This window comes from Corynebacterium sp. Marseille-P8863 (genome assembly GCF_946902955.1).
GTDB lineage: Bacteria > Actinomycetota > Actinomycetes > Mycobacteriales > Mycobacteriaceae > Corynebacterium > Corynebacterium gottingense.
Genome location: NZ_CAMPQC010000010.1, coordinates 1 through 24,938 on the forward strand (window position 1 = coordinate 1; position 24,938 = coordinate 24,938).

General features: G+C 63.8%; 18 protein-coding genes. 7 read left to right on the forward strand and 11 right to left on the reverse strand.

Annotated features, from left to right (window positions below):
* The 7 genes from OVO38_RS08495 to OVO38_RS08525 all read right to left on the reverse strand — a co-directional run.
* Positions 1-2,373, reverse strand: a 2,373-nt coding sequence (locus OVO38_RS08495) for a hypothetical protein (RefSeq protein ID WP_267208242.1), incomplete at its 3' end; no start/stop codon positions are given.
* Between the two features lie 144 nt (positions 2,374-2,517).
* Positions 2,518-6,744 (reverse strand): DUF6923 family protein, encoded by a 4,227-nt coding sequence (locus OVO38_RS08500; protein WP_267208243.1) that lies wholly within the window; start codon positions 6,742-6,744, stop codon positions 2,518-2,520.
* A 14-nt stretch (positions 6,745-6,758) separates the two neighbouring features.
* Positions 6,759-7,688 carry a prealbumin-like fold domain-containing protein gene (locus OVO38_RS08505; RefSeq protein ID WP_267208244.1) on the reverse strand — a complete coding sequence of 310 codons (930 nt, stop codon included), beginning with the start codon at positions 7,686-7,688 and terminating at the stop codon, positions 6,759-6,761.
* Positions 7,689-7,694: 6 nt separating this feature from the next.
* Complete coding sequence (locus tag OVO38_RS08510; RefSeq protein ID WP_095554044.1) at positions 7,695-8,597, reverse strand: class C sortase; 903 nt, start codon at positions 8,595-8,597, stop codon at positions 7,695-7,697.
* Between the two features lie 193 nt (positions 8,598-8,790).
* Positions 8,791-10,515 (reverse strand): SpaH/EbpB family LPXTG-anchored major pilin, encoded by a 1,725-nt coding sequence (locus OVO38_RS08515; RefSeq protein WP_267208245.1) that lies wholly within the window; start codon positions 10,513-10,515, stop codon positions 8,791-8,793.
* 471 nt (positions 10,516-10,986) lie between these two features.
* Positions 10,987-11,826: a hypothetical protein gene (locus tag OVO38_RS08520; RefSeq protein ID WP_267208246.1), complete on the reverse strand. Its 840-nt coding sequence runs from the start codon at positions 11,824-11,826 to the stop codon at positions 10,987-10,989.
* 124 nt (positions 11,827-11,950) lie between these two features.
* Positions 11,951-12,628 carry a hypothetical protein gene (locus OVO38_RS08525; protein WP_267208247.1) on the reverse strand — a complete coding sequence of 226 codons (678 nt, stop codon included), beginning with the start codon at positions 12,626-12,628 and terminating at the stop codon, positions 11,951-11,953.
* 27 nt (positions 12,629-12,655) lie between these two features.
* On the opposite strand from OVO38_RS08525, the gene OVO38_RS08530 reads away from it, so the two are divergent.
* Positions 12,656-12,949 carry a rhodanese-like domain-containing protein gene (locus tag OVO38_RS08530; protein WP_267208248.1) on the forward strand — a complete coding sequence of 98 codons (294 nt, stop codon included), beginning with the start codon at positions 12,656-12,658 and terminating at the stop codon, positions 12,947-12,949.
* A 93-nt stretch (positions 12,950-13,042) separates the two neighbouring features.
* Entirely contained in the window at positions 13,043-13,486 is a 444-nt protein-coding gene (locus OVO38_RS08535) for a MarR family transcriptional regulator (RefSeq protein WP_267208249.1), read from the forward strand.
* Between the two features lie 57 nt (positions 13,487-13,543).
* Here the strand turns inward: OVO38_RS08535 and ppk2 are convergent, their stop codons facing one another.
* The 4 genes from ppk2 to groL form a co-directional block, all read right to left on the reverse strand.
* Entirely contained in the window at positions 13,544-14,443 is a 900-nt protein-coding gene (ppk2, locus tag OVO38_RS08540; RefSeq protein ID WP_095275641.1) for a polyphosphate kinase 2, read from the reverse strand.
* Positions 14,444-14,825: 382 nt separating this feature from the next.
* A complete protein-coding gene (locus OVO38_RS08545; protein ID WP_255456145.1) occupies positions 14,826-14,954 on the reverse strand; it encodes a hypothetical protein in 129 nt (42 codons plus the stop codon).
* 83 nt (positions 14,955-15,037) lie between these two features.
* Positions 15,038-15,238 carry a hypothetical protein gene (locus OVO38_RS08550; RefSeq protein ID WP_095547815.1) on the reverse strand — a complete coding sequence of 67 codons (201 nt, stop codon included), beginning with the start codon at positions 15,236-15,238 and terminating at the stop codon, positions 15,038-15,040.
* Positions 15,239-15,664: 426 nt separating this feature from the next.
* On the reverse strand, positions 15,665-17,305 hold the full coding sequence (gene groL, locus OVO38_RS08555; protein ID WP_095536313.1) for a chaperonin GroEL: 1,641 nt from the start codon (positions 17,303-17,305) through the stop codon (positions 15,665-15,667).
* A 217-nt stretch (positions 17,306-17,522) separates the two neighbouring features.
* Between groL and OVO38_RS08560 the strand changes: the two genes are divergently transcribed.
* The 5 genes from OVO38_RS08560 to OVO38_RS08580 all read left to right on the forward strand — a co-directional run bounded on the left by OVO38_RS08560 (position 17,523) and on the right by OVO38_RS08580 (position 24,937).
* The gene (locus OVO38_RS08560) at positions 17,523-18,860 is read left to right on the forward strand and encodes a dipeptidase (RefSeq protein WP_095547816.1); all 1,338 of its coding nucleotides are present in this window, start codon (positions 17,523-17,525) and stop codon (positions 18,858-18,860) included.
* A 235-nt stretch (positions 18,861-19,095) separates the two neighbouring features.
* Positions 19,096-22,083 carry a Na+/H+ antiporter subunit A gene (locus tag OVO38_RS08565; protein ID WP_267208250.1) on the forward strand — a complete coding sequence of 996 codons (2,988 nt, stop codon included), beginning with the start codon at positions 19,096-19,098 and terminating at the stop codon, positions 22,081-22,083.
* Positions 22,084-22,575, forward strand: a complete 492-nt coding sequence (locus OVO38_RS08570; RefSeq protein ID WP_095547818.1) for a Na(+)/H(+) antiporter subunit C — start codon at positions 22,084-22,086, stop codon at positions 22,573-22,575. It begins immediately after the preceding gene.
* Positions 22,565-24,415, forward strand: coding sequence for a Na+/H+ antiporter subunit D (locus OVO38_RS08575; protein ID WP_267208251.1), 1,851 nt, complete (start codon positions 22,565-22,567; stop codon positions 24,413-24,415). Before OVO38_RS08570 ends, OVO38_RS08575 begins: the two co-directional genes overlap by 11 nt.
* Entirely contained in the window at positions 24,416-24,937 is a 522-nt protein-coding gene (locus tag OVO38_RS08580; RefSeq protein WP_244213355.1) for a Na+/H+ antiporter subunit E, read from the forward strand.
* Position 24,938: the final 1 nt, after the last annotated feature.

Consider the following 24,938-nt stretch of genomic DNA (forward strand, 5'->3'; position numbering starts at 1 on the left):
CGCTCGGGCGCCCGCCGGGGGGGGGGACGACGGGGCGTCGATAAGCGGGCGAAGCTCAAGGCTGGCCTCGAGGGCCACGGTGCGATCCTGGTGATCCACCTTGCGCACGCGCAGCTGCACGGGACACGGCGCGGTGGCGACGTTGTCGGCCGGGGTGAGCTCGCCGCCCGTGTTGCGCGCGGTGACGGTGTTGGGGGTGCAGGTGCCGGTGGCGCGGGCGTACGCGAGGACGCGCGCCGTCTCGCCTGGTCGGAGCGCCCCAATTGTTACGGTGAGTGCGCCGTTGCCAGTAGTGCTTGTCGACGCCAGCTTCTCCCCCGCCGGCCGCGACCCGCGGATCAGCGCCGCGGGCAGGGCACCGGCCGTGGCGGGGTCGAACCCGGGCGGGAGCGGGTCCGTGAGCGTGGCGCCGGGGACCTCGGTGGTGCCGGCGTTTTTCAGATCGATAGCCCAAAACCGGTACTCGGCGGGGTCGGCGCCGGCAGCGCGGACGGCGTCGCGGGCTGCGCGCAACTGGTCGGCGACAACCGGGTCGCCCGGCAGCGCGTTGCGCTTGGTCACGGCGAGGTCGCTCGGCGCGCCTGGCGTGAGCATGTAGTCCAGCTGGATCGGCCCGGACGGCCCGCGCAGGTACCGGTCCGCCACCGGCAAGGTGGGATCTTTGCGGAAGTCCATGGTCACCGCCACCGTCGAGCCTTTGGGCGCGTAGAGCCGCTGCGGCAGCGTGAACTTCACCCCGCCCTGCCCCGTCGTCTGCCCCTGGGCCGGGATGGGTGCGATCCCGCACGATGGGTCCTCTCCGGCCTTGCACGTGTAGAGGACTTTGCCGTCCGGGCCAGTGATGGTGAGCGTCTCCCCGCCGTCTAATGCGTAGCCGTTTTGCGACTGCACCGCCGCCGCGACCTCGCCTTCCAGCACGCCGTCTTCCTGCGTGGTGCGGGTGACGCGGGCGCGCGCAATGCCGTCCGCGCCGGACGGGGTGACGGTGGTGCGCCGCTTCTCGGGGTCTCCGGCATCGCCCCACGCGTAATCACCCGCGCTCTCCTGCGTGACCGGGTGCGAGGCGTAGACCTCAAGCGCGTAGTTGCTCGCCGGCGGGATGCCGGTCATCTTTTCAAAGGACACGGCAAGCTGGTTGCCGCTCCAGATGTCCACCTTCTTGTACAGGGTGTCGGTCTCGGGGTCGAACAGCTGGATGTCGTACCCACGCGTCACGCCGCCCTCCACGATCGGCGTCACCTTCGCCGATTCCAGCGAGTACCAGCTGCCCGTATTCTTCAGCAGCGCGATCTTGCCCACCGGGAACGTCACGCTCGGCGAGGTGGTCATCACCCGAATCCTCGTCACCGCAAGCGTGGGGCTACTGCCCGCGGGGATCACAGTGTCCGGCCGCGACCCGCTCGCGGTGGTGCGCATGAAGCGCTTCACCCCGCCGAAGCCCATCGGCTCCTTGTCGCCGTCGTCCCTCGCGGGAAGCCCGGCCGTGCCAGTCGTGGTCGCGGTGGTCGCCAGCTTCTGCTCCACCGACCACGCCTGGCCCGCTGGCAGCCCCATCGTGCTGGTAGCTGCGTACGGCGTCGCCGCCCTCGCGCCGGGCGCGACCGTCTCGCCGGTTTCCGCAAACCCCACGAACTCGCGCTTCGCAGGGATCTCCTCGCTCTCCGCGACCCGGTACTCTCCCTCTTCGCCGGCGCGCACGCGCATGGACACGTCCACCGGCGGAATCGTGTGCAGTGCGTTGACGTCAAACCCCACAAACGCGCCGCGCTCGGTATTCGCCCAGCTGAAATCCTCGGGATCCAGCTCGCGGCCGTCGGCGGTCACGGACAGCACCTCGACCACCTCGCCGTCACGCGCCAGTGCGAACACGTTCTCCGCCGACGCCGCGCCGCCCCACTGCCACAGTTCACCCGAAGGTTCGTGCACCCGCACGGTGTCGACGTCACCGTCTCGCTCGACTGCGATGGGCACGTTGTTTATCGACGCCCCGTTGTCCCCCACCGTCCCTAGGCCCCCAGCACCCGGCGCCGCCGGTGCCGGGGCGCTATCTTGACTGGTCGGTGCTGAGGATCCCTCGGTGGCGACAGGGTTTGCGGGCTTCGGCGCATCCGCGCCTTTGCCCGACTGGGTGGAGGTTACGGAAGCATCTATCGGGGTGGTGCCGGTGGCATTCCACGCACCATCACCCGTGTCTTCCGTCGAGTCAGCGGTCTGCGCCGTGACGTTCGCGCTTTCCTGGGCGGTCGCATAGGGGTCCGCGACCGTGGCTGGGGTCGCCCCAAGCAGCAGCACACCAGTTGCGACCACCACAGATGGGGCCCGCAAGAGACGACGACGCGCCCAGGTTCCTACGTGCTGGTTGCGGATGCGCATCGTTCACCCCTTTTTTGTGTGGTGCGTGCTTGAACGCGCAAAATCTCCGTGGCGAACCCCAGCGTAAAACCAGGTTTTATTCGTTCACCACGGAGAAGTCTAGCCCTCAACCATTCAGGTGTATAGGCCCATATTGCTCGGAGCTTATGCTTGCGTCATCCTGCGACGAGCAAGCGCTGCACCAACGAGCATCAGTACGGTGCTCAACGCCAACGGCGCTTGGAGCCCTGGCCCGCCGGTCTTGGGCAGGTTGCCCTGGCGGACGTTGGCGAGTTCCAAGTACACAGTGTCCGTCTCTTTCTCGGGAAGATCGGAGCCCTGCCAGACGCTCATCACCGGCGAGTCCGTCGAAAATTCGCCATTCTGACCACGGAACGCAACGACGTCTTTTCCATCTTGCTTCGAAATTTTGAAAATAACAGGCTCGGTCAGCAGTGAGTACTGTACCCGCTGATTGTCTACTTCCCTGCTCGGAGCTTGAGTTTCGATCAACATGTATTCAGTATCTCGTTTTAGAACTTTTTCAGTGGAGTAACCGACGCCATCCGCCGCCTTAGAAAGCTCGATGCTCTCGGGTGCAGGTGCACCGTTTACCATCTCATGCAACTCGAAGCGAGCTCCATCTAGCGCCACCTTACGGTTCCCATAGTCCACTTTATTCATTCGGAGTTGCACCGCCGACGACCCATCGCAGCCAGCTTCCACCTTATTATTGGTTTGATTCGTGTCATTATCGTTGTTGAAAACCGTGGCCGCGTTGGGGGCGCACGCACCGTCAGGCTGCTTCGCAAAGATGAAGAAACGTGCGCTTTCTCCGGGCCAAAGTGCACCCGAACTCAGCTCGAGATAGCCCGTCATCGTGTTCAGTGTCTCTTTCGACGTGAACTTGGCCCAATCTTCTGAAGGTCGATTTCCATTCACCAGGGTGCCAGGTAAGAAACCGATCGAATCTCGAAGGTATCCCTCGGGGATCTCATCTTCTACACGGCCACCACTGGATGCACCATCGCCGACGTTCTTAATTTGCACCTCCCAAAATGTGTACTGCTTAAATTCTGAACCAATCTTTTCCTTCGCCTGGGCTAGCTCTTTTTGAAAGTTTTGATCGTCAGGGAATACCCGCTGCTTCAAAACGGCTAGATCGGATTGTGGATTGCCTTCAGCACGTAAGCCGTTACTCGAGGCATCCGTGTTGTACGAAAACGGGACATTCCATAGCACTTCTTCAACCTGAATTACCCTATCTGGTGAGCTCGGGTTCGTGATTCGAATCTGGGCTCCAGGACTTCCAGCCGAAGACTGGCCACCAACTGCAAAGCCTAAGTTCCCATTAGCGTATGTCCACGCCTTACCGAACGTGGTCTCAGCCTTCAGGACTTCACCGCCCTTGGTTGTACGTTGAGCCTCGGTCAACGGAAAGTACTCGGCCTTTCCTGTCTGAAGATCAAGACGTTCCAAAATAATAGGGCCACCATTTGTATTAAATTTTTTCCAGTCAACTCCGGTTTTTCCGTAGTGATTGCTTCCTACGATGCCCCATGCATGACCCGGATCATCCGGGTGCACCGCCAAGTCTTCGGAGACGGTCCGGGAACCATCAATTTTCGTACCCTGAGGCGTGGGCGCGCCGAAATTTTTACTTGAAGGGAGAGGTACTTTGTAAAGTTTTTGGGTTCCAGAGAGCGCTCCGTTTGCAAGGTAAAGTGTGCCATTGCTTACCACGCCACTATTGATGAGCATCATGTCGTTGAGTCCTTGCTGGCCCTTGTTATAGGAGTAATCGAACAAGGGGACTCCATTAGCGTCTAGCACTGGTCCGAGATTGCGGACAGCGCCAGTAACTGGATTGATTTGGAGAAGATTTCCTGGCGGATAACAGTCTGATTTACCGTCGGGCGCTTTTCGGTACTGGCTTATCGCGTAGAGCCAGTTGTCTGCAGGGTCATACGCTAGACCATTGTAAATCCACTCGGAATCGCCTATTTTCTGGAACGTATCGCTGCCCTGGATCTGCTGGCTCAAGTTGGTTTTAACCATCAAGGTACGATTTCCGGTTCCGCCATTCGCGTCGACAGAAGTCGAGACATACACTTGCGTGCCCTGCAAACGCTCTTCGTCGGTCAATGTGCGCTTCGGTGCGGGTGTAGCCATCTGTACTTCGTCTGTAGGGGAATCGGTAACCTTCCCAATTTTTATATCTCGAGCGGCGCCCACAAGCTGAACACGAGCATCGATATCGAGGCCCGCGTAATCGGTAGACACCGACACATCGAACGCACCTCCTTTAGCAATAGCATCGTTTCCGCCTCCCGGAGGTCGCACCGTCAGGGTGCGACCGTCAGCAGACACTTCACTGTAGGCGTTCATGTTGCGGCGCGTGGCTCCCTGAGAGCTTGACGTAGTCAAGCCACCATCAAGCTGAGACGTGTAGAAAATCTCGACCCTGTCTTTCGTTATTCGACTCCCCTCCGGCACAGTAAGCGTAATTTTCTCAGTCGCGAGTTCCTGCGGCACGCCAGTCACACGAATCACTCGCTGGCCGGGACCTCCGGCCGTATTTTCGCTGATGACGCCCTGGTAATACTTGTGTTTCCCGGATCCCCCGTCGCCAAAGACTTGGCATTTGTCGTCGAACGCGTCTTGCACCAAATCCTCTGGAGCGAACCCAACTGACATAATCACAGGCCCTGTCGGTCCCGCAACGTACTTGTCCACGACGTTATATGGACCAACATCCGGATTCGGCTTGAAGTTCATGATGAGTTCGATCTTCGAACCGACTGGAGCTGCGATACGTTCAGGAAGGTAGAAGTCTACGCCTCCCCAACCACGATTTTCTGGGTCATTCTGAGCGACGTTCGGGAAAGGATCACCATTAAATACGGCAGGAGCAGTCCGTTCGTAAAGTACTTTCCCATTAGGAGCTGTTATTCGAACAGTAGGCTCTCCAGCCTCATTGCTCAAGAAATATCCGTTTTGTTCTTTGACGCTTCCCCAGATATGGCCAAAAATTTCACCTTTTTCAGTTGTCGTTCGAGATACTTCCACCCGAGATACGCCTTCGCTGTCAGCAGGGTAAACGGTGGAGCGCATCACTGTATCTCCGACCTTCTCTTCCCAGCTATAGGTATTGCGCAGTCGCTCGTCGACACGGTAGGAGCCATACACCTCCATCTTGTAATTACTTGGTGTGACTCGCCCAGTAGAGCTGTTAAACACCATTGCAATGTCATTCCCGCTCCAAATGTCGACGTTCTCACCAGGTTTACCGTCTACCGGGTCGAAAAACTGAATGTCGTAGCCTTTAATCCGCCCTCTATCGTCCTTAATGGGCAACGTTTCGATGTTGGACGATGGATAGTACCTCGTACCGTTCTTGCGCAATACCATAGGTAGGTTCACGCGATTAGAGTTGTTCTCCTCATTCCACACGCGGACACGCGTAACACGAATGTCCTTCCCAATTTGGTTAGGGTGACTTCCTGTAACTGTTGTCGAGAGGAACGGTTTCCCGTTCCCGGAAATTCCCAGTCCAGGTGTGCTTGGAATATTTACCGTTCCACCAGTTAAATCGGATGTTTCCATTTTTCGCTCAAGGGACCACGCTTGCCCCGAGCCAGCGCTCACCCGATACCCTAACGCGGTGAGATCCTCTTCTTCCGGTTGGCCGTCAAGACCTATGAATTCGATTTTGGTCGGGATGTCCTCGCTCTCCGCGATCGAATAGTCGCCCGTGGTCTTCGTCTTGACCTTGATGGTCACGTCGACCGGCGGGATCGTTTGCAGCGCGTTCAGGTCAAAGCCGATGAAGGTGCCGTCCTTGGTGTTTACCCAGCCGAACTTCTTGCGGTCTAGCTCGCGGCCGTCGGCGGTGACGGAAAGGACCTCGGTGACCTCGCCCTTGCGAGTCAGCGCGAAGATGTTTTCCTCTGAAGCCTTTCCGCCCCACTGCCACAGTTCGCCCTCGGAGTCGTGGACGTGGATGGTGTCCACGTCGCCGTCACGTTTCACGGTGATGCCGTCTTCGGTAACCGCGCCCGGGAAAAGCGGGCTCGGGCCAAGCGGCGCCGTGCCTCTTGGTGTCGCTGCTGGCGAGGACTGCGCCGGAGAGGTTGCAGCGCCCGAGGGGGAAGCGGGGGCTGCAGCGTCCGTGCCTGAAACTCCGTCGGCAGCTTCGGCAGCGCCGGAGTCAACAGATGGCAAACCTGCGTCCAGGGCCGGCTGTTCGGCGGACACGGAATCGGGGGCAGACTGGTCGGCAGTCGGCTCGGCCACGCCGGCGGGGGCGGTGCCGATAGCCATGACAAGCACGGCCGCGAGCAGCGCACGGACCGGTCGTGCCACGCGCGAGCGCGTGGTGGTGTGACGCATCGATGTACTCCTCATTAGTCTTCTTCCTTCCTCCGTGCCGCCAGGATCACGCCGACCAGCACCAGGGCCATGCCCAATCCTGCGGCCCAGAGCACGTCAGCACCGGTAGAGGCCAGGAAGCCTCCGCGGTCGTCGTTGCTGTTGCTGCCGTTCGAGCCGCCACCGTTACTGCCGCCGCCTCCGCCGTTGGCGGTGGCCAGGCCAGTGGTCGTTTCGGTGGTGCGCACCGTCGTCGGCTCCGTGGTGCGCTTGGTGGTGGTTTCGCCCGTCGTCTTCGTGGTGGTGCGGGTACGCTCCGTCGACGGCGTGCGCTCCGTGCTCGGCGTCACCGTGGGCGTCGTCGTCACCGTGGTGGTCGGCGGAGACGGGGGCGAGGTCTCCGGCGAGGTCGAGCCACCCGGGCGGTTGTTGCCCGGCTTGGTCACGATCACGTTGTCGTACTTGAACCGGTCGCCCGTCGCGTTGGCCAGCGGCAGGATGATCAGCTTCGGGTTGGAGATCCGGTAGTCGTAGTCACTGTCCGGGGCCGATTCCTCCAGCAGGTACAGGCCCGGCCGCAAGTCCATGAACTGTACGCGGCCGTTGTCGCCGGTGGTGAGGGTGGAGATTTTGTCCAGTCCGGCAGCGTGGGCGGCGTCAAGCGACATGCTCCGCGCCGCGCTACGGCCGCCGGACGTGGTGATGTCCACACCGCGCACCTGCGACAGCGTGAAGATTGCGCCGGCGATGGACGTCGGCTTCTGGCCCGCCGGGATGTCGTCGTAAGGGTTGCTGGCTACCTTGCGGACCATCAGCGAGATCGGCTCGTTGACGTCGACGCTTTCCGCCGCGATGTTGCGGTCGTTGCCGCTGATGACACGGTCGTCTGCGGTAGCAGGCAGCGACGCGCCGACGAGCACCACCGACACCGCACCAGCGGCCGCGAAGTATTTGAGTGTGCGCACTAGGACTTAAACCTCCTCGTTCGAAGCGCCCGCGCGATCGTTCTTCTTTTTCTCGCGCCAGATCCACCAGGCCAAGCCCAGGAGAATCGCCAGCGCAACAAGTCCGAGCGCCCACATCCACCACTGCACGGTGCTGGTGGATTCATCGAGCACGCTCGCCTCGTCCGGGTCCATGGGGACGCGCTCCGCGTGGACGAGAAGGCGGTGCGTGTTAATGCCGTAGGGGGTGCAGGTGATCAGGGTGAGCAGGTCGCGGCCTTCCTCGGCGCGGAGGCTGTCGGTCTCCTCGGGCAGGACGACCTCGATGTCGTAGACCTGGTACTTCATCCGCTCGCCGAAGGTGGAGAGGTAGATGGCATCGCCGACTTCGACGTCCACGAGGTCGTCGAAAAGCGTGGCGTTGGTCAGGCCCGTGTGGCCGGTGATCACCGAGTGGAAGCCCTCGCCGCCGGTGGGCAGCGCCGAGCCGTACAGGTGGCCGAGGCCCTTCTGTAGCGTCTCGTCGCGCGTGCCGTGGTAGACGGGCAGGCGGAGGTCAATCGACGGGATGGCCAGCTGCGACATCGCGGACACGCCCTCGAGGTGCTTCTCGTACTCCTGGTAGTCCAGGTTGTCCTCGGAGATGCGTGCAAGCCACGGGTCCAGAATCGGGCCGTCGGTGTGCGTGCGGTTGTACTCCTTGGCCGCCTCGAGCGCTTGGTTGATCTGCTCCGGCGGCGCCTCTTGGATCTGCTCCTCGTACTGCTTGGCCACCTGCTCCTGCACCCGGTTGTTCCACTGGGTGGCCACGACCGGGTACATCAGCACCATCAGCCCCGCCAGGATAATGATGACCGGCAGCGCAATGCGCTGGAAAAACGGCTTCTGCGCCGGCTTTTTGCGGTGCTTGCCTTCCACGGCAGTAGTCACTGCGCGATCCTTCCTACCTAGGCACGGCTGATGTGTAAAAACTGGGCGGGAGTTTTACGCCTTCCCGCGTTGAGGCGTTGGGCGCCCATTGCTTATCGACGCCCACTCGCACCCCCGCCAGCCCCTCACCAAGGGCCGGACGGGAGTACCGGGTGGTCAGCGCACCGTTATCGTGCGCCGACCTTGGAAAGGCTTACGCCGCCTGGGAGTTGCGACGTGCCGCGTAGACACCGCCGCCGATGATGGCCAGGCCAGCCAGCACGATGATCAGGACACCCATGCCACCGGTGTTGGGCAGGAGCGGAACAGAGTTCTTGATGTTGTTCACCGCAACGCCGTTCATGATCTTGGTGCCGCCCTCTGCGTAGCCAGCAGACTTTGCATCAGTGCTAGTGAGGAAGTTCGCTGGCTGTTTACCGTTCTTGGTTTTACGTGTCAGCTCGAGCGGATAGACAGCATTCTTGTCGAAGGTGTAGCCAGCCGGAGCTTTGGTCTCACGCAGACAGTACTTGCCCGGGTCCTGCACTACAGCATTGTCGGCGTAGTCGGTGACGTGCAGGCCCTGGAAGGTCAGCTTGCCTTCCTTGTCGGTCTTCCCGGACGTGATCGCGTCGCCGTCGATCTTCGTGCCGTCGGCGTTGCACTTACCTACCTCGAAGGTTGCGCCTTCAAGAGCCTTACGGGTGCCATTTTCCTCACCGGTCTTGTACACCTCGATGTTGCCGAAGTAGGAAACGACCTTGTCTTTCGGGGTCTCGCTCGGCGGTGTGCCACCCGGAGGGGTAGTCGGCGGGGTCTTCGGCGGAACCTCGGAGAAGCTGCTGTCGTCAGTGGAGTGGCGGAAGTACTCGCGAACGGAGTTCTCCACCTCCTGGTCAGCGTTAGCGCCCTCGAGTAGCTTCGCGTTTACAGTGGCGATCACGCGGTCGCCCGGCTTAAGTACGGAAGGCTTCACGCCGACGAAGAAGCCTGCGTTCGCGCCAGCGGCAAGGTTCTTGTCCGCGACGGAGCCGTAGCCCGCGTCCGCACCGACAGCGAAGTCTGTGCCCTTGGTCAGGTCCTTCTCAGCACCGTCAGTGCTGATGACCTTGACAGTCAGGTTCTCGTAGTCCGGCGTGATCTCAGTGTTGTTGTACGCATCGCGCAGACCGAACCAGTCGAGCTTTTTGCCTTCCTGAGCAGACGGCACGACGCCGGTCAGCGTGTAGGTCACCTTATCCTGTTTGAGGGCGTGCTTGTCCTTATCCGCGACAGTCTTTTCAACGCGTGCGAAGGAGTTCTTCGGGTATACGTTGACGTTGGAGATCCAGCCTTCACCAGCCGGGTTGGTCATCGGCAGGAACACGATGAACGGGTCAGCCGGGATGAGAGTCTCGGTGCCGTTCTTGTCAAACTTTGCGGCCGGGGCCGGCAGCGTGTCCGCCGTCTTCGTTTCGGTGACAAGGTATGCGCCGGCAGGCAGGTTAGAGAACGTTGCCTTGCCGTCGCTGTCAGTGGACAGCTCCTTAGCGGTAAACCCGGTGTCCTTGGTGATCGTCGGCTTATTGGCGACACCGGCCTTGTTGTACTCCTGGGACAGCTTTGCGAGACGGTTGAAGTCCTCCTGCTTGCGGATGTCGCCCTGGAGCTTCTCGACCTTGAACTTGGCCCCCTCAAGTGCCGCGCCGGAAACCTTGGCGTCCTCCTGACCGGTGCCGACACGCAGCTCGGTCGGGTTGTAGCGCTTGTTCACCGTCAGGGAGAAGTTGCTGCCCTCGGGAATGCTGGAGGATGCAGCCTTCTGCTCGGTCGCGCGCGGGGCCGGATCCGCGGTGTTCGTCGTCTGCGCGAGCGCATCGGTAGCAATACCGGCGGAGCCGGCGAAGGTCAGGCCCGCAGCAACAGCGATAGCTGCGGTTTTTGCAATGGCTTTGGCCATGGTGAAAGTCCTTTCGGAAAATCAGAAATCGCTGGGCCCAATGTGGTCAGCGGTGGGAAAGGTGCGCCGAGAACGGCACTCCCGGCTTGAACATGGGGCCCAGCATGGGCACCACTAAGGAATCTAAACCCAAACTGCATGAGTGTCTAGATAAATACATGTCTATTTCAATTAACTAGGGCTCAACTGGAAAAAATTTTAATATGCAGACATTTATGCAGCTCGTTTGCACTTCTTCACTAGAGAGTCAAGGCCCCTGACCTGGGAACTTGAACGTTTGACTAAGTCCCCAAAGATTGGCGGAGTGTGGTGAGACACATTCAACCCCTGGATATTCTTCGCCACAGCACCTCCCTCGGGTGTGGACGAACGGGGGTAGAAATCCAGGAGGTAGGAAACAAAAAAAGGGGCGCCCGCACATCATGCGAGCGCCCCACGCAGCCGACGATCCAGCCGGCGGCGTCCACAGGGCTACACCAGGTACCGGCGTCCCACCACAAAGACCGCTGCGCCGACCGCGGAGGCGATCAACAGCGCCACGAGCGCGCGAGCCACTGTGTTGGAGCCGGTCTCGGCAGCCATACCGCGAGCCTGCACCTCGGTCGCGCCGGCAACAGCATCTGCGGTCACTGGCGCGGCCTGCTGCTGCACCTCCACGGCGGGCGCTGCCTCACCGTCGGCCTGCTCGGCCTTACCACCGGCCCGGGCCTCCTCCAGCCCCTGCTCGCGGATCGCGCCAGCGTTGTCCGTCACCAGCTGCGCCGAGGCTTCTGCCTCCTCTGGCGTCGGGGTTTCGGCGACGCGGGCCACGTCAGCAACGTAGGTGGCGCCGTCCTTGTTCAGGTAGTAGGTCTGCCCGTCCACATTCAGCACAGACGGGAGCGCGACCAGGCCGCCGGCAACTGGCACCGGGTTGTTCGGGTCCACCGCGTCCGCATCGAGCACCTGCTCCGCCTGCGCCTGGTCCGCGTCGGGCTGCACCGGGGTGGCAGGCTGGTCACCCTGCTGGCTCTCCGGCGTGTCGGCGGGAGCAGTCGGGGCGGAGGTGGCGGAGGCGGGGGCGTCGATAAGCCCTGCGACCGCTGCCCTGGTCACGTCGACCGCGCGCTCCTGGTCGTCGGCGCTTAGCTGCGCGTAGGGGGTGGCGACGAGGTTGGCGTCGGACACGTAGTGGTCCCCTGCCTGGTTGAGGAAGTAGGTGGCACCGAGGGCGTCTGTCACCTCGGCGGGGAGGTCCTGCGCGCTGGCGAGCGGGGCCGCGGCGATTGTGAGCGCACCGGCAAAGGCGACGGCGAGGGAAGTGCGGTTCATGGTGGTCTCCTGTCTCGAGCAAGGGTTACTCTCAAGTTCACCTTTAGACTTTACACAGAGGTGCCACGTTTTCCCAGGAGTCACACGTAACACATTGGCAACGATTGTCGCGCGGGTCCGCCGGCTACTCGGCGGCGTCCACCGTCGCGTCGTCCACCACGCCCGCAAACTGCCACCCAACCACCGCGTTGCGTACCGCCGCGGCGAGTGGGTTCACCGGCTGAATGCAGGAGATGGTGAGCAAGCGACCGGGCATGGGCTCGGTGCCCCACACGGAGGCGTCGTCAGCCAGCCCCTCCTTCTCCGGGTCGTGCAGGTCCGTCGCGCGGTACTCCAACCACTTGCCCGCCGCGCGCGAATCCTGCGTGCGCAGGTAAAGCGTGTCCCCCTCGCGCACGTTGTGCGCATTCGCGCGCGCGTCGTACAGCCCGTCAAACACACCGTGCACCGCCGCGCCGGTGTGCCCCGCCACCACGACAAGGTCGCCAGCACCCGGGCCCGGCAGCTGGTACGGCTTCCCCTCCGCCGTGTACGCGCACGCCTTGCCCATCGACGCCGGATTGATCGCGCCGTCCTTCATCCGGCAATCCCCCTCCTCAAACTCGGCGCGCAAGCCTATCTGCGGCACCGCCATCTCCACCGGCCGCGACTGCCCAATCGGGCCCGCCTCACCCGGCTCCCCTCCCCCACACCGGCTCAGCAACACCACCGGCAGCGCTAACACCGCCACCAGCATCGCAAGCACCATCGCGCGCCGCACCCAATACACCCACTGCGGGCGACGCGGTCTCCGGGATCCCATGGCGCAATAGCGTATAGGATCGGCCCCATGAAAACAGTCAATGTCACAGAAGTACCGCAGGGAGCACAGCTTATCGACGTCCGCGAGCCCGACGAGTTCGCCATCGCCCACGCCGCGGGCGCCGTCAATCTTCCCCTGTCCAACTTTGTCGGCCTGGCCGACAAGATCGACCCGAACCAGGACATCTACGTCATCTGCAAGTCCGGCGGCCGCTCCGCCCATGCCGCCGAGTACCTGGAGCAGGCCCGCGGTTGGGACAACGTCATCAACGTCGCCGGTGGCACGGACGCCTGGCTCGCCGCCGACCTCCCCGCGGAATAGCCGCCTACCCCGGCAAAACACACCGCCCGGCGGGGGCAGTTTTCCGCGCACCTGTAATTGATTGAATTAGCCAACTAACCGTATGATGTGGGCATGGCAACGCACGACGAGCTCCCCAACGCACTCACTAAGTCCCCGTCCTTCCAAATCGAGCGGGTCCGCCGGCACACCAAGGAAGAGGTGGAGCGCACCCTGCTCAAGCACGACGTGAGCATGCGCGGCTTTTGGGTACTCACCTGCGTTGACAACACTGCGCTGTCCCAGTCGCAGCTGTCCAGCCTGCTGGCTGTCGACGCCTCCGACATGGTCCGCCTCGTCGATTCGCTGGAGAACTTGGGCTGGGTCAAGCGCGACCGCGACCCAAAGGACCGGCGCCGCCAGATCGTCACCGCGACCAAGAAGGGCTCCAAGGCGTTGGGGACGCTCGCCGCGGAGGTCGCCGATGCCGAGGACCGCGCCCTCGACGCATCCAGCGCCAAGCAGCTCAAGAGCCTGAAGAAGCTGTCGAAGGCGATTCTGCAGGACGAGGACCAGTAGGGGCGTCGATAAGCGAAAAGCCCGGCCCCCACGGGGACCGGGCAATGAGGCGCGAGATTAGTCGCCGATCTGGTCGCGGCCGCGCTTGACAATCAGCGGGTCCGGCTCGCCGACGAGCTCGTGGTCCTTGTTCGTGTACTCAAACTTGGACAGGATGTAGCGCATCGCGTTGAGGCGGGCGCGCTTCTTGTCGTTGGACTTGATGGTCACCCACGGGGACTCGTCCGTATCGGTGTAGCGGAACTGCTCCTCCTTGGCGCGGGTGTAGTCATCCCACTTGTCCAGCGAGGCCAGGTCCATCGGGGACAGCTTCCACTGGCGGACCGGGTCCACCTGGCGGATGGCAAAGCGGGTGCGCTGCTCGCGCTGGGTCACGGAGAACCAGAACTTGGTCAGCGAGATGCCGGAGCCCAGGATCATGTTCTCCAGCATCGGTACCTCGCGGAGGAACTCCGCGTGCTGCGACTCAGTGCAGAAGCCCATGACGCGCTCGACGCCCGAGCGGTTGTACCAGGAGCGGTCAAAGAACACGATCTCGCCCGCGGACGGGAAGTGCTCAATGTAACGCTGGAAGTACCACGAGGTGGACTCGCGCGGGCTGGGCTTCTCCAGCGCGACGGTACGGGCACCACGCGGGTTGAGGTGCTCGTTGAAGCGCTTAATGGTGCCGCCCTTGCCGGCGGCGTCGCGCCCCTCGAAGAGGATGATGTGGCGCTGGCCCGTATCCTTGGTCCAGTTCTGCCACTTCAGCAGCTCGATCTGCAGCGCGCGCTTTTCCTTCTCGTACTCCGCGCGGCTCAGGCGCTCGTCGTACGGGTAATTCTCACGCCAGGTCTGAATCGGCGTGCCGTCCGGCATCATGAGCACCGGATCGTCTTCATCAGTATCGTCAACAACCCAGCCCTCGACCTCTGCCAGGTCGATCAAAGGGAGTTCATCATCCTTGTGGTCAGCCATGTCCTTAAGTTTACCGCCCGTCTGGGGTTTGTGTTCGATGGAAGATTGAGAGGTGGAATCGGAGGTCAGTTTCGCCGGGGTGTCCGCCTGGTGTGCGTTGTGGGCCTTCGCCGCGGGCTTCGGGTCCGGGGCCTTCCGAATCGATTCCGGCACCGGAGCGACCAGCTTCTCCTCGGATGCGAGCGCGCTGGGATCCTTGGCCGGCTGAGTTGCTTCCGGCTCCGGCTTTGAAGTCTTCGCCCGCCCAGCCGCCGGGCGCATCGCCTCGGCGCGCGGGGCCTCCAGCTCTAGCGGGGCTTCGCCTGTTCCGCGCACGCGACCAAAGAGACGCCTTAAACGCAAAACAACCCCGCGCAACGGCGGGGTTGTCAGGCGGTTTGTCTTACGCGACAAGGCCGAGCAGCTCAGCCAGGTTGCCAGCCAGGCCAGCGACCTGCTTCAGCACGCCGAGCAGCGCGCCAGCGACGTGGTGGTCAGAAGAAAGGAATGCCCAGTTGTTCAGAGCCTGCATGGTGTTCTCCTTTTAGAAAAGTTTGAGTCCGGTTATCGGTGTTGTATCTCTGGAACGCACCTCGGAAGGCACGCATGGAAGTCCTACTTAGACTTCGGGCCCTTCCATTCCCAGACATCCTTGTCCGGGTTATCCGGGGAAACCTTGTCAAAACCGGTCTCCTTGTCACCCAGGGAACCCAGGTTGATGAACAGATCCGGGATGCCGCGGAACAGCTCGACGATGTTCTTACCGAACTTGCTGAAGTCCTTCAGCATGTCGATGATGGCAGAGAGGTCACCCATTGTTTTCCCCTTACGTATAGGTGCCAGAATGTCTGGCTCTAGATTGACAGTGTCCTGACACCCTCCGTGGGGCATCACACGAAGTATTTTGCCACAGCATTGTGAGCTCGCAAGTGTTCCAGCGAAACTTTCTCCCCGCCAAACTCGGCCCCCATTTGAGAGTTTGTTCACCCAAACGCAACCTTATTCCAAGGTTCACCACCAACCTGCGCCGTTACAGCTTTGTTATGGTGCTACTAAGTTAACTGTCTCTTAACTCCGGCGGGGCGGCGTAACGGGGGTTGCGGTGGCGTCGATAAGCAATGCCCCACAGAGCCGGACATTTCCCCACATCCGGGGGTATACGGGCTGGAAGGGGGCCGAGGGAGACAGCAAAACGCCCCAAGCAGCGCGGGGCTACTTGGGGCGTTTCGGGCGCAAACGGGCCTACATCATACCCATGGCCTCCGGGTCCATGCCGGCACCTGCGGCGCCAGCCGGCTCCGGCTTGTCAGCAACGACAGCCTCGGTGGTCAGGAACAGACCAGCGATGGACGCGGCGTTCTGCAGCGCGGAGCGGGTCACCTTGGCCGGGTCGTTGATGCCCTCGGAGAGCATGTCAACGTACTCGCCGGTCGCGGCGTTCAGGCCCTGGCCTGCGGGGAGGTTGGCAACCTTATCCGCAACGACGCCCGGCTCCAGGCCTGCGTTGTGGGCGATCTGCTTCAGCGGGGCGGAGAGTGCCTCGCGGACGATCTTCACGCCCGTAGCCTCGTCGCCGGTCAGCTCCAGGTCGCCCTCGAGCTCCTTGGCGGCCTGCAGGAGTGCCACGCCACCGCCGGCGACGATGCCCTCCTCCACAGCAGCCTTCGCGTTGCGCACCGCATCCTCGATGCGCATCTTCTGCTCCTTCAGCTCCACCTCGGTGGCGGCACCGACCTTGATCACCGCAACGCCGCCAGCCAGCTTGGCCAGGCGCTCCTGCAGCTTCTCGCGGTCGTAGTCGGAGTCAGAGTGCTCGATCTCGGCGCGGATCTGCTTGACGCGGCCCTCAATCTGGGCCTGGTCGCCAGCGCCCTGGACCAGGGTGGTCTCGTCCTTCGTAATGACGGCCTTGCGTGCCTGGCCGAGCAGCTCGATGCCGGCGGTCTCCAGGGACAGGCCGACCTCCTCGGAGATGACCTGGCCGCCGGTGAGGATAGCCAGGTCCTGCAGCATCGCCTTGCGGCGGTCGCCAAAGCCCGGTGCCTTCACGGCGACGGACTTGAAGGTGCCGCGGATCTTGTTCACCACGAGGGTGGACAGGGCCTCGCCCTCGACGTCCTCGGCGACGATGAGCAGCGGCTTGCCCGACTGCATGACCTGCTCCAGAACCGGGACGAGCTCCTTGACGTTGGAGATCTTGCCGGAGACCAGCAGGATGTACGGGTCTTCCAGCACGGCCTCGCCGCGCTCCATGTCGGTGGCGAAGTAGGCGGAGATGAAGCCCTTGTCAAAGCGCATGCCCTCGGTCACCTCGAGCTCAACACCGAAGGTGTTGGACTCCTCGACCGTGATGACGGACTCCTTGTTCACGGTGCCGTTGCCAACCGCGTACATCGCCTCGGCGATCTTCTTGCCAATCTCCGGGTCGGAGGCGGAGATGCCGGCGGTGGAAGCGATCTGCTCCTGGGTCTCCACTTCCTTCGCGGAGTCGAGCAGGTGCTTGGACACCTTGTCGGTCGCGGCCTGGATGCCGCGCTTGATGCCCATCGGGTTGGAGCCGGCCGCAACGTTGCGCAGTCCCTCGCGCACGAGCGCCTGGGCCAGGACGGTTGCGGTGGTGGTGCCGTCGCCAGCGACGTCGTCAGTCTTCTTGGCAACTTCCTTCACCAGCTCGGCGCCGATCTTCTCGTACGGGTCCTCGAGCTCGATTTCCTTCGCGATGGTCACGCCATCGTTCGTAATGGTCGGCGCGCCCCAGGACTTCTCCAGGACGACGTTGCGACCCTTCGGGCCAAGCGTCACCTTCACGGCGTCTGCCAGGGTGTTCAGGCCGTTTTCGAGGCTGCGGCGTGCTTCCTCGTCGAATGCAATGGTCTTTGCCATGTGAGTTTGTTGCTCCTTATTTATTGTGGAACGAGTACTCAATTCGTCGGTTCAAGCAGGCGCCCGCGACGGCACGGCTGCTGAGTGGTGCAGCCTCACCCGCTTAGCACTTGGCGTCTCCGAGTGCTAGGACCCATTTTTAGCACTCACCCCCAGCGAGTGCAAGCACCATTTGCTTATCGACGCCCACCGTTTCCCCAATGGTAGCGTCGCCCCCATGAGTGAATTCACACCGGACCGCACACGCATCTTCGCCGACCTGGCCAAACTGGTCTCTTTTAACTCCCCGCACTCCACCCCGGAGCTGGCCGACCAGCACGAGGCCGCCTGCGCCTGGACCGTCTCCGCCCTCGAGGGCCTGGGCCTGAACGTGACCCGCCACGCCACCGTGGACAACGCGGACACCATCGTCGCCGTCAAGGAACCGGCGGGCGACGCCCCAACCGTCCTCCTCTACTCCCACTACGACGTCGTCCCGGCGGGCGACCCGTCCGTGTGGACCAATGACCCGTTCGAGCTCACCGAGCGCGACGGCCGCTGGTACGGCCGCGGCGCCGCCGACTGCAAGGGCAACCTGGCCATGCACCTCGAGGCGCTGCGCCTAGTCGAGGCCGCCGGCGGCACCGACCTGGGCCTGAAGGTGGTCGTCGAGGGCTCCGAGGAGCTCGGCGGCGACGACGGCCTGGGCAAGCTCATCGAGGCCGAGCCGGAGATCTTCCGCGCCGACGCCATCCTCATCGCCGACTCCGGTAACGCCGCCGTGGGCGAGCCCACCCTGACCACCTCCCTGCGCGGCGGCGCCCAGGTGAAGGTCACCGTGGAAACCCTCGAGGGCGCGATCCACTCCGGCAGCTTCGGCGGCGCCGCCCCCGACGCGGCCCACGCCCTGATCCGCATCGCCGATTCGCTTTTCGACGAGCACGGGCGCACCACCATCGACGGCGTCGACACCACCGCCAAGTGGACCGGCGACGCCTACGAGCGCGACACCTTCCGCACCGACGCCGGCGTCCTCGACGGCGTCCAGCTCCTCGGCACCGTCGACGACGACCCCGCCGACATGTGCTGGGCACGCCCGGCCGTCACCATGATCGGCTTTACCTCCACCCCGGTCGCTGAGGCGGTCAACGCGGTCAACCCGCGCGCCGAGGCCCAGTTCAACCTGCGCGTCCCCGCCGGCCAGGACGCCGCCGAGATCGCGCAGAAGATGGAGGAGCACATCAAGGCGCACACCCCCTGGGGCGCCAAGGTGACCGTGGAAATCAGCGGCGTCAACGCCCCGTTTGCCACCGACCCGGAGCGCCCCGCCGCCGCGAAGCTCGGCGAGTGCCTGCGCGAGGCGTACGGCACCGACAAGCTCACCCTCATCGGTTCCGGCGGCTCCATCCCGCTGACCAACACGCTGCAGGAGCAGTTCCCGGATGCTGAGATCGCCCTCTACGGCGTTGAGGAACCCGCTTGCGGCATCCACGGCGTGGACGAGTCCGTCGACCCGACCGAGATCGAGCGCATCGCCGTCGCTGAGGCCAGCTTCCTCCGCCAGTACGGCAAGTAAGCCACCCTCAGCCACTCGGGGCGCGGTCACGATGCGGCCACAATTCGGTAGCGAAATAGCTATCTAATCGGTACAGTTGGACGCATTGGCCGCGCCTATTCTTTTCGACGCGCCCCACGCACTCGCACGAGTGTCCAATTCATGGCCGCTTTGTGCTTCCTTGGGCCGCTTTGTTGGGCTTGTTGGGCTCGGTAAGAGAACTCGATCCGTACATGCCCAAGGAGGGGTCCGCACTTTGCTCACGCTGCTCGCCGCGCTCATTATCGCGACGATTGCCGCACCCCCGCTCATCAGGTTGTGCGGCCGGGCAGCGTTCGGCATGCTCGCCACGGTCCCACTCGGCGGCTTCATCTGGATGGCCAGCCTGTTCCAGCGGGGTATCTTTACTCACGAAGGCGAGATCGTTGCCAGCTACGCCTGGATGCCCTCCGCCAACCTCAACCTGGAGTTCCGCCTCGACCCTCTGGCCGGGCTGTTCTCCCTGATCATCCTGGGCGTCGGCGCCCTCGTCCTGCTGTACTGCTGGGGCTACTTCGACTCCAACCCGCGCCGGCTGGCCAAGTTCGGCGGCGAGCTCACCATGTTCGCCACCGTCATGTACGGCCTGGTCATCTCGGACAACTTCCTGCTCATGTACGTGTTCTGGGAGTTGACGTCCATCCTGTCCTACCTGCTCGTCTCGTACTACGGCGAGCGGGCGTCGTCACGCAGGGCCGCGATCCAGGCGCTCATGATCACCACCATGGGCGGGCTGGCCATGCTGGTGGGCATCAACCTGCTCGGGTTCAACGCGGGCATCTGGAAGCTCAGCCAGATCCCGCAGTTTGCAGACATCCAGAACACGCCCGCGATTTCCGTGGCGATCGTGCTCATCATGCTCGGCGCGCTGACCAAGTCAGCCCAAGCCCCGTGGCATTTCTGGCTGCCCGGCGCGATGGCGGCACCCACCCCGGTGTCCGCCTACCTGCACTCGGCGGCGATGGTGAAGGCGGGCATCTACCTGGTCGCCCGCCTGGCGCCGGACATGGCGGCCGTGAGCACCTGGCACCTGGTGGTCATCTCCACCGGCCTGTTCACCATGCTGCTCGGCGGGTGGATGGCGCTGAAGCAGCGCGACTTGAAGCTCATCCTGGCGTACGGAACGGTCTCCCAGCTAGGCTTTATCACTGCGGTGATCGGCGTGGGCTCGCGCGAGGCGACGATGGCGGGCCTGGCCATCACGTTCGCGCACTCCATGTTTAAGGCGACGCTGTTCATGATCGTCGGCGCGATCGACCACACGACCGGCACCCGCGACATCGGCGAGCTCTCCGGCCTGGGCCGCAAGGAACCGTTCGTCGCGTTCCTAGCGGTCGTGTCGGCGGCGTCGATGGCGGGACTGCCCCCGCTGTTCGGGTTCATTGCCAAGGAATCGGCGCTGGAGGCGATCCTGCACGAGGAGTCGCTGCACGGCATGCCTGGCCACATCACGCTGGTCGTGCTGGTGGTCGGCTCCATCCTGACAATGGGCTACTCCCTGTACTTCCTGTGGGGCGCGTTCGCCACAAAGGCGCAGCACCGCGAGGCCGGCGTCTCCCCCGCCGTGGCAAAGATGCACCACATCGGCCCCCTGCTTTCCGCCTCCCCGGCGATGCTCACGCTGGCCACCATCGCGTTCGGGCTCCTGCCCGCCTGGCTGTCCAACGCCATCAACTCCTACCTGGACGTCCGCTTCCCGCAAGACGAGGGCGCGCCGTTGAAGCTGTGGCACGGCATCACCACCCCGCTCATGCTCACCGTGGTGATCGTCGTGGCCGGCACCGTGTTGTTCTGGCAGCGCGACCTGATCCGCAGGGTCCACTTTGACAAGCCCGCGCTTGGCGACGCCGACGAGATCTGGGATCTCATCCTCCACCAGCTCCGCAACGCGTCGCTCAAGCTCACGGCGTCGACGCAGCGCGGCTCGCTGACTATCAACCTGGCGGTCATCTTTGCCACGCTCATGGTGGTCCCGCTCGCCGCGCTGATTCTGGGGCAGAGCAACGACATCCACATGTTGCTGTGGGACAACCCGTGGCAGGGCCTTGTGGTCTGCATCCTGTGCGCCATGGCGATCTTTGCCACGCTGCAGCGCAACCGCCTGTCCGGCGTGGTCATGGTCGGCCTGACCGGCTACTCGCTCGCGTTCATCTTTGCGCTGCACGGCGCTCCGGACCTCGCGCTCACGCAGGCCCTGGTGGAGACCATCGTCATGGTGGTGTTCATGCTGGTCCTGCGCAAGATGCCCACGGAGGTGGAGCCGCGCAACGACGACAACCGGCTGCGCGCCTGGCTCTCCATCGGCACGGGCCTCTCCGTCGTGATCGTGGCCATGACGGCGATGTCGGCGCGCGTGCAGGACCCGGTGTCCAAGTACATGCCGGACCTGGCGTACGAGATCGGCCACGGCCGCAACACCGTCAACGTGCTGCTCGTGGACCTGCGCGCCGCCGACACCTTTGGCGAGATCCTGGTCCTGGTCATCGCCGCCACCGGCGTGGCCAGCCTCATCTTCGGCACGGGCACGTTCGGGCGCGAGTCCCGGCGCCCCACCCTGTCCACCAACAAGCCCCGCTGGCTCGCCTCGGGCGTGGACTCGGAGACGGCGCAGAACCGCTCCATCATGGTCGATGTGGTCACGCGAATCCTCTTCCCGTCGATCATGCTCCTGTCCTTCTACTTCTTCTTCTCCGGCCACAATGCCCCCGGCGGCGGCTTCGCGGGCGGCCTGGTCGCCGCGCTCGCGTTCACGCTGCGCTACCTGGCGGGCGGCCGCGCGGAAATCGACGAGGCGCTGCCGGTCGACCCCGCGAAGATCCTGGGCACGGGCATCCTCCTCTCGGCCGCATGCGTGGTGGTACCGCTCTTCTTTGGCAACCCGCCGCTCACCACCGGCTACGCCTCCCTGGCGCTGCCGCTCATCGGCGAGTTCGACGTCCCCTCGGCGCTGGTTTTCGACGCCGGCGTGTACGCCATCGTCGTCGGCCTCACCTTGCACATCCTCGGCTCCATGGGCGCGTACCTGGACCGCGAGGAAGACACCCGCAAGCAGCGGGCCCGCGACCGCGCCCGTGAGCTGCAAGTGAAGAACAAGCGGCGCCGGCAGCAGCAGGCGCAGCGGCGCGCCGCCAGGGAGTCCGAGCGGGCTTCGGCTGGGGGCGCGGGATCGTCGATAAGCAAACAAGCCCAAGAAGGGAGCAAGTAGATGGAAGCGAACCTCTTCCTCCTGATCGGCTCGGGCGTGCTCATCGCGTGCGGGGTGTACATGATGCTGGATCGGTCGATGACCCGCATGATCCTCGGCGTGCTGCTGATTGGCAACGGGGCGAACCTCCTGCTGCTGCAGTCTGGCGGGCAGGCGGGCTCGCCGCCGATTCTCGGGCGCGAATCCGAGCAGTACGCGGACAGCGCGGACCCGCTCGCGCAGGCGATGATCCTCACCGCGATCGTGATCTCCATGGCCATGAGCGCGTTCATGCTCGCGCTGGCGTACCGGCAGTACCGCTACCGCACCGACGACATCATCGAGCGCGACGAGGAGGACCGCGCGATTGCCAAGCGGCCGACCACGCCCGCAGCCGCGCCGGACCACGACCGCTCCGACGACCCGGAGACCGGCAAGCCGAGCCTGTCCGGTGACTCCTTCGGCCCGCGCTCGTTCGAGACACCCGTGAAGGAGGCGGAGAATGACCAGTAGTCTCCTCGACTTCGCCGACTGGGCGCTGCCCGCCATGCCGTACCTGACGGTGATGCCGCTGATCCTGCCCGCCATCGCGGCGGCGCTCATCCTGGTCTCGGGCAAGCACGTCCAGCTGCAGCGCGCCATCGCGCTCACCACGCTGTTCGCGCTCGCCCTCATCGCCGGCGCCATGATTATCATCGCCGACGTCCACGGCATCCAGACCGTGCACATGGGCGGCTGGGACGCCGTCGTGGGCATCACGCTCGTGGCGGACCGGCTGTCCACCATCATGCTGTTCGTCTCCGCCACCGTGCTCTTCGCCGTCATGTGGTACGGCATCTCGCAGGGGCTTCGCGACGGCGGCGAGGACGACCCCATCGCCGTCTTCCTCCCCGTCTACATGCTCCTGTGCATGGGCGTGAACCTCTCCTTCCTGGCCGGCGACCTGTTCAACCTGTACGTCGGGTTTGAGATCTTCCTGGTCGCCTCGTACGTCCTGCTCACCCTCGGCGCCTCACCCGGGCGCGTGCGCAGCGGCATCGGCTATGTGATGGTCTCCATGGCCTCGTCCATGGTCTTCCTTTTCGCCCTGGCCCTGGTCTACTCCGCCGTGGGCACCGTAAACATGGCGCAGGCGGGCATGCGCATGGAGGAGATCCCCGACGGCACCCGCGCCGCCGTCTTTGCCACCCTGCTTGTTGCGTTTGGCATCAAGGCGGCCGTGTTCCCACTGGACGCGTGGCTGCCTGACTCCTACCCCACTGCGGCCTCCCTGGTCACCGCCGTGTTCGCGGGCCTGCTGACCAAGGTGGGCGTGTACGCGATCATCCGCATGCGCTCCACCGTGTTTACGGGCGGCACCCTGGACACCCTGCTCATGTGGGTGGCACTGCTGACCATGATCATCGGCGTGATGGGCGCGCTTGCCCAGAACGACATCAAGCGACTGTTGTCGTTCACGCTGGTCTCGCACATCGGCTACATGATCTTTGGCATCGCGCTCGGCTCCATGACGGGCCTGTCCGGCGCGATCTTCTACGCGGTCCACCACATTCTCGTGCAGACCTCCCTGTTCCTGGTGGTCGGCCTGGTGGAGCGTCAGGCCGGGGCCGCCCAGCTGCGGCGCCTGGGCTCCCTGCTGTACACGGCCCCGATCATTGCCATCCTGTACTTCATCCCCGCGCTCAACCTGGGCGGCGTCCCGCCGTTCTCCGGCTTCCTGGGCAAGGTGATGCTCATCCAGGCAGGCGCAGACGACGGGTCCTGGCTGGCCTGGGTCCTCATCGGCGGCGCCGTGGTAACCTCGCTGCTCACCCTCTACGCCATGATCCTGGTCTGGTCTAAGGGCTTCCTGCGCGACCGCGCCGACGCCCCCGAGGGCAACGTGGCCATGGCGCGGCCATCCCTGCTTGCCGAGCGCGGCGAAACCACCCAGTTCGAGCAGCGCGATGACGTCGGCCGCATGCCCGCGGGCATGCTCCTGTCCACGGCGCTGCTCGTCGCCGCCTCCGTGTCCATCACCTTCCTGGCAGGACCGATCTCCAGCATCACGGACCGCGCGGCGGAGTCGGCGCAGGACAGCTCCATCTACCGCAACGCGGTGCTGGAGGGCCCCGTAGGGGCGGACAGCGACGAGCCGACCCGGCGCCCCGAGCGCTTCACCACCCCGCACTCGGACTACGGCGCATCCGACAACCTGGACCGCCACCACGTGGAGCGGGACCAGCGAACCCCCGAAGGCGGCGAGGGCGTTTCCACGGAGACCGTGCCCACGCCCGTCACTGGGGATACGGACGAAGCGACGCCGGGGGCGGAGGCGCAGACAAGCACGAGCACCGACGGAGGTGAGGAGTAGATGCTGGAGACGATGCAAGGCGTCAGGCACCGGTTCCGGCCGCTGTTTGTGGTGTGGCTGACGCTCATGTGGGTGCTGCTGATGGGCGAGCTGAGCTGGGGCAACGTCGCCGCCGGGCTCGCGCTCGCGCTGCTGATCGTGCTGCTGCTGCCGCTACCGCACATCCCCAACACCGGCTACAAGGTCCGGTGGGGCAAGCTGGTCCTGTTCGGGCTGGTGTGGCTGCGCGACCTGCTCATCGCGTCGGCGAAGGTGAGCTGGTTGGCGCTGCGCCCCGCGGCGCCGCCGAAGAACGCCATCCTCACCGTCCCCATGCGGCTGAGCAGCGAGTTCGTCCTGTACCTGGCCACCTGCGCGTACAACCTGCAGCCCGGCGGCTCGATCACGGACATCAACCTCGCCGACCGCGAGTGGACCATCCACGTCCTCGACGCCGCCGACCCGCACGCCATCCAGCGCGAGATTGATAACGTCGCCGCGCTCGAGCGCCAGATGATCGACATTTTTGAGAGCAGGAGCTAAC

Coding starts and splice junctions, on each gene's coding strand:
- OVO38_RS08525 (WP_267208247.1), bottom strand. CDS start 12,628: ATGGGATCCCGGAGACCGCGTCGCCCGCAGTGGGTGTATTGGGTGCGG.
- OVO38_RS08580 (WP_244213355.1), top strand. CDS start 24,416: ATGCTGGAGACGATGCAAGGCGTCAGGCACCGGTTCCGGCCGCTGTTT.
- OVO38_RS08570 (WP_095547818.1), top strand. CDS start 22,084: ATGGAAGCGAACCTCTTCCTCCTGATCGGCTCGGGCGTGCTCATCGCG.
- OVO38_RS08515 (WP_267208245.1), bottom strand. CDS start 10,515: ATGGCCAAAGCCATTGCAAAAACCGCAGCTATCGCTGTTGCTGCGGGC.
- OVO38_RS08575 (WP_267208251.1), top strand. CDS start 22,565: ATGACCAGTAGTCTCCTCGACTTCGCCGACTGGGCGCTGCCCGCCATG.
- OVO38_RS08550 (WP_095547815.1), bottom strand. CDS start 15,238: ATGGGTGACCTCTCTGCCATCATCGACATGCTGAAGGACTTCAGCAAG.
- OVO38_RS08560 (WP_095547816.1), top strand. CDS start 17,523: ATGAGTGAATTCACACCGGACCGCACACGCATCTTCGCCGACCTGGCC.
- ppk2 (WP_095275641.1), bottom strand. CDS start 14,443: ATGGCTGACCACAAGGATGATGAACTCCCTTTGATCGACCTGGCAGAG.
- OVO38_RS08545 (WP_255456145.1), bottom strand. CDS start 14,954: ATGCAGGCTCTGAACAACTGGGCATTCCTTTCTTCTGACCACCACGTC.
- OVO38_RS08535 (WP_267208249.1), top strand. CDS start 13,043: ATGGCAACGCACGACGAGCTCCCCAACGCACTCACTAAGTCCCCGTCC.
- groL (WP_095536313.1), bottom strand. CDS start 17,305: ATGGCAAAGACCATTGCATTCGACGAGGAAGCACGCCGCAGCCTCGAA.
- OVO38_RS08500 (WP_267208243.1), bottom strand. CDS start 6,744: ATGCGTCACACCACCACGCGCTCGCGCGTGGCACGACCGGTCCGTGCG.
- OVO38_RS08530 (WP_267208248.1), top strand. CDS start 12,656: ATGAAAACAGTCAATGTCACAGAAGTACCGCAGGGAGCACAGCTTATC.
- OVO38_RS08520 (WP_267208246.1), bottom strand. CDS start 11,826: ATGAACCGCACTTCCCTCGCCGTCGCCTTTGCCGGTGCGCTCACAATC.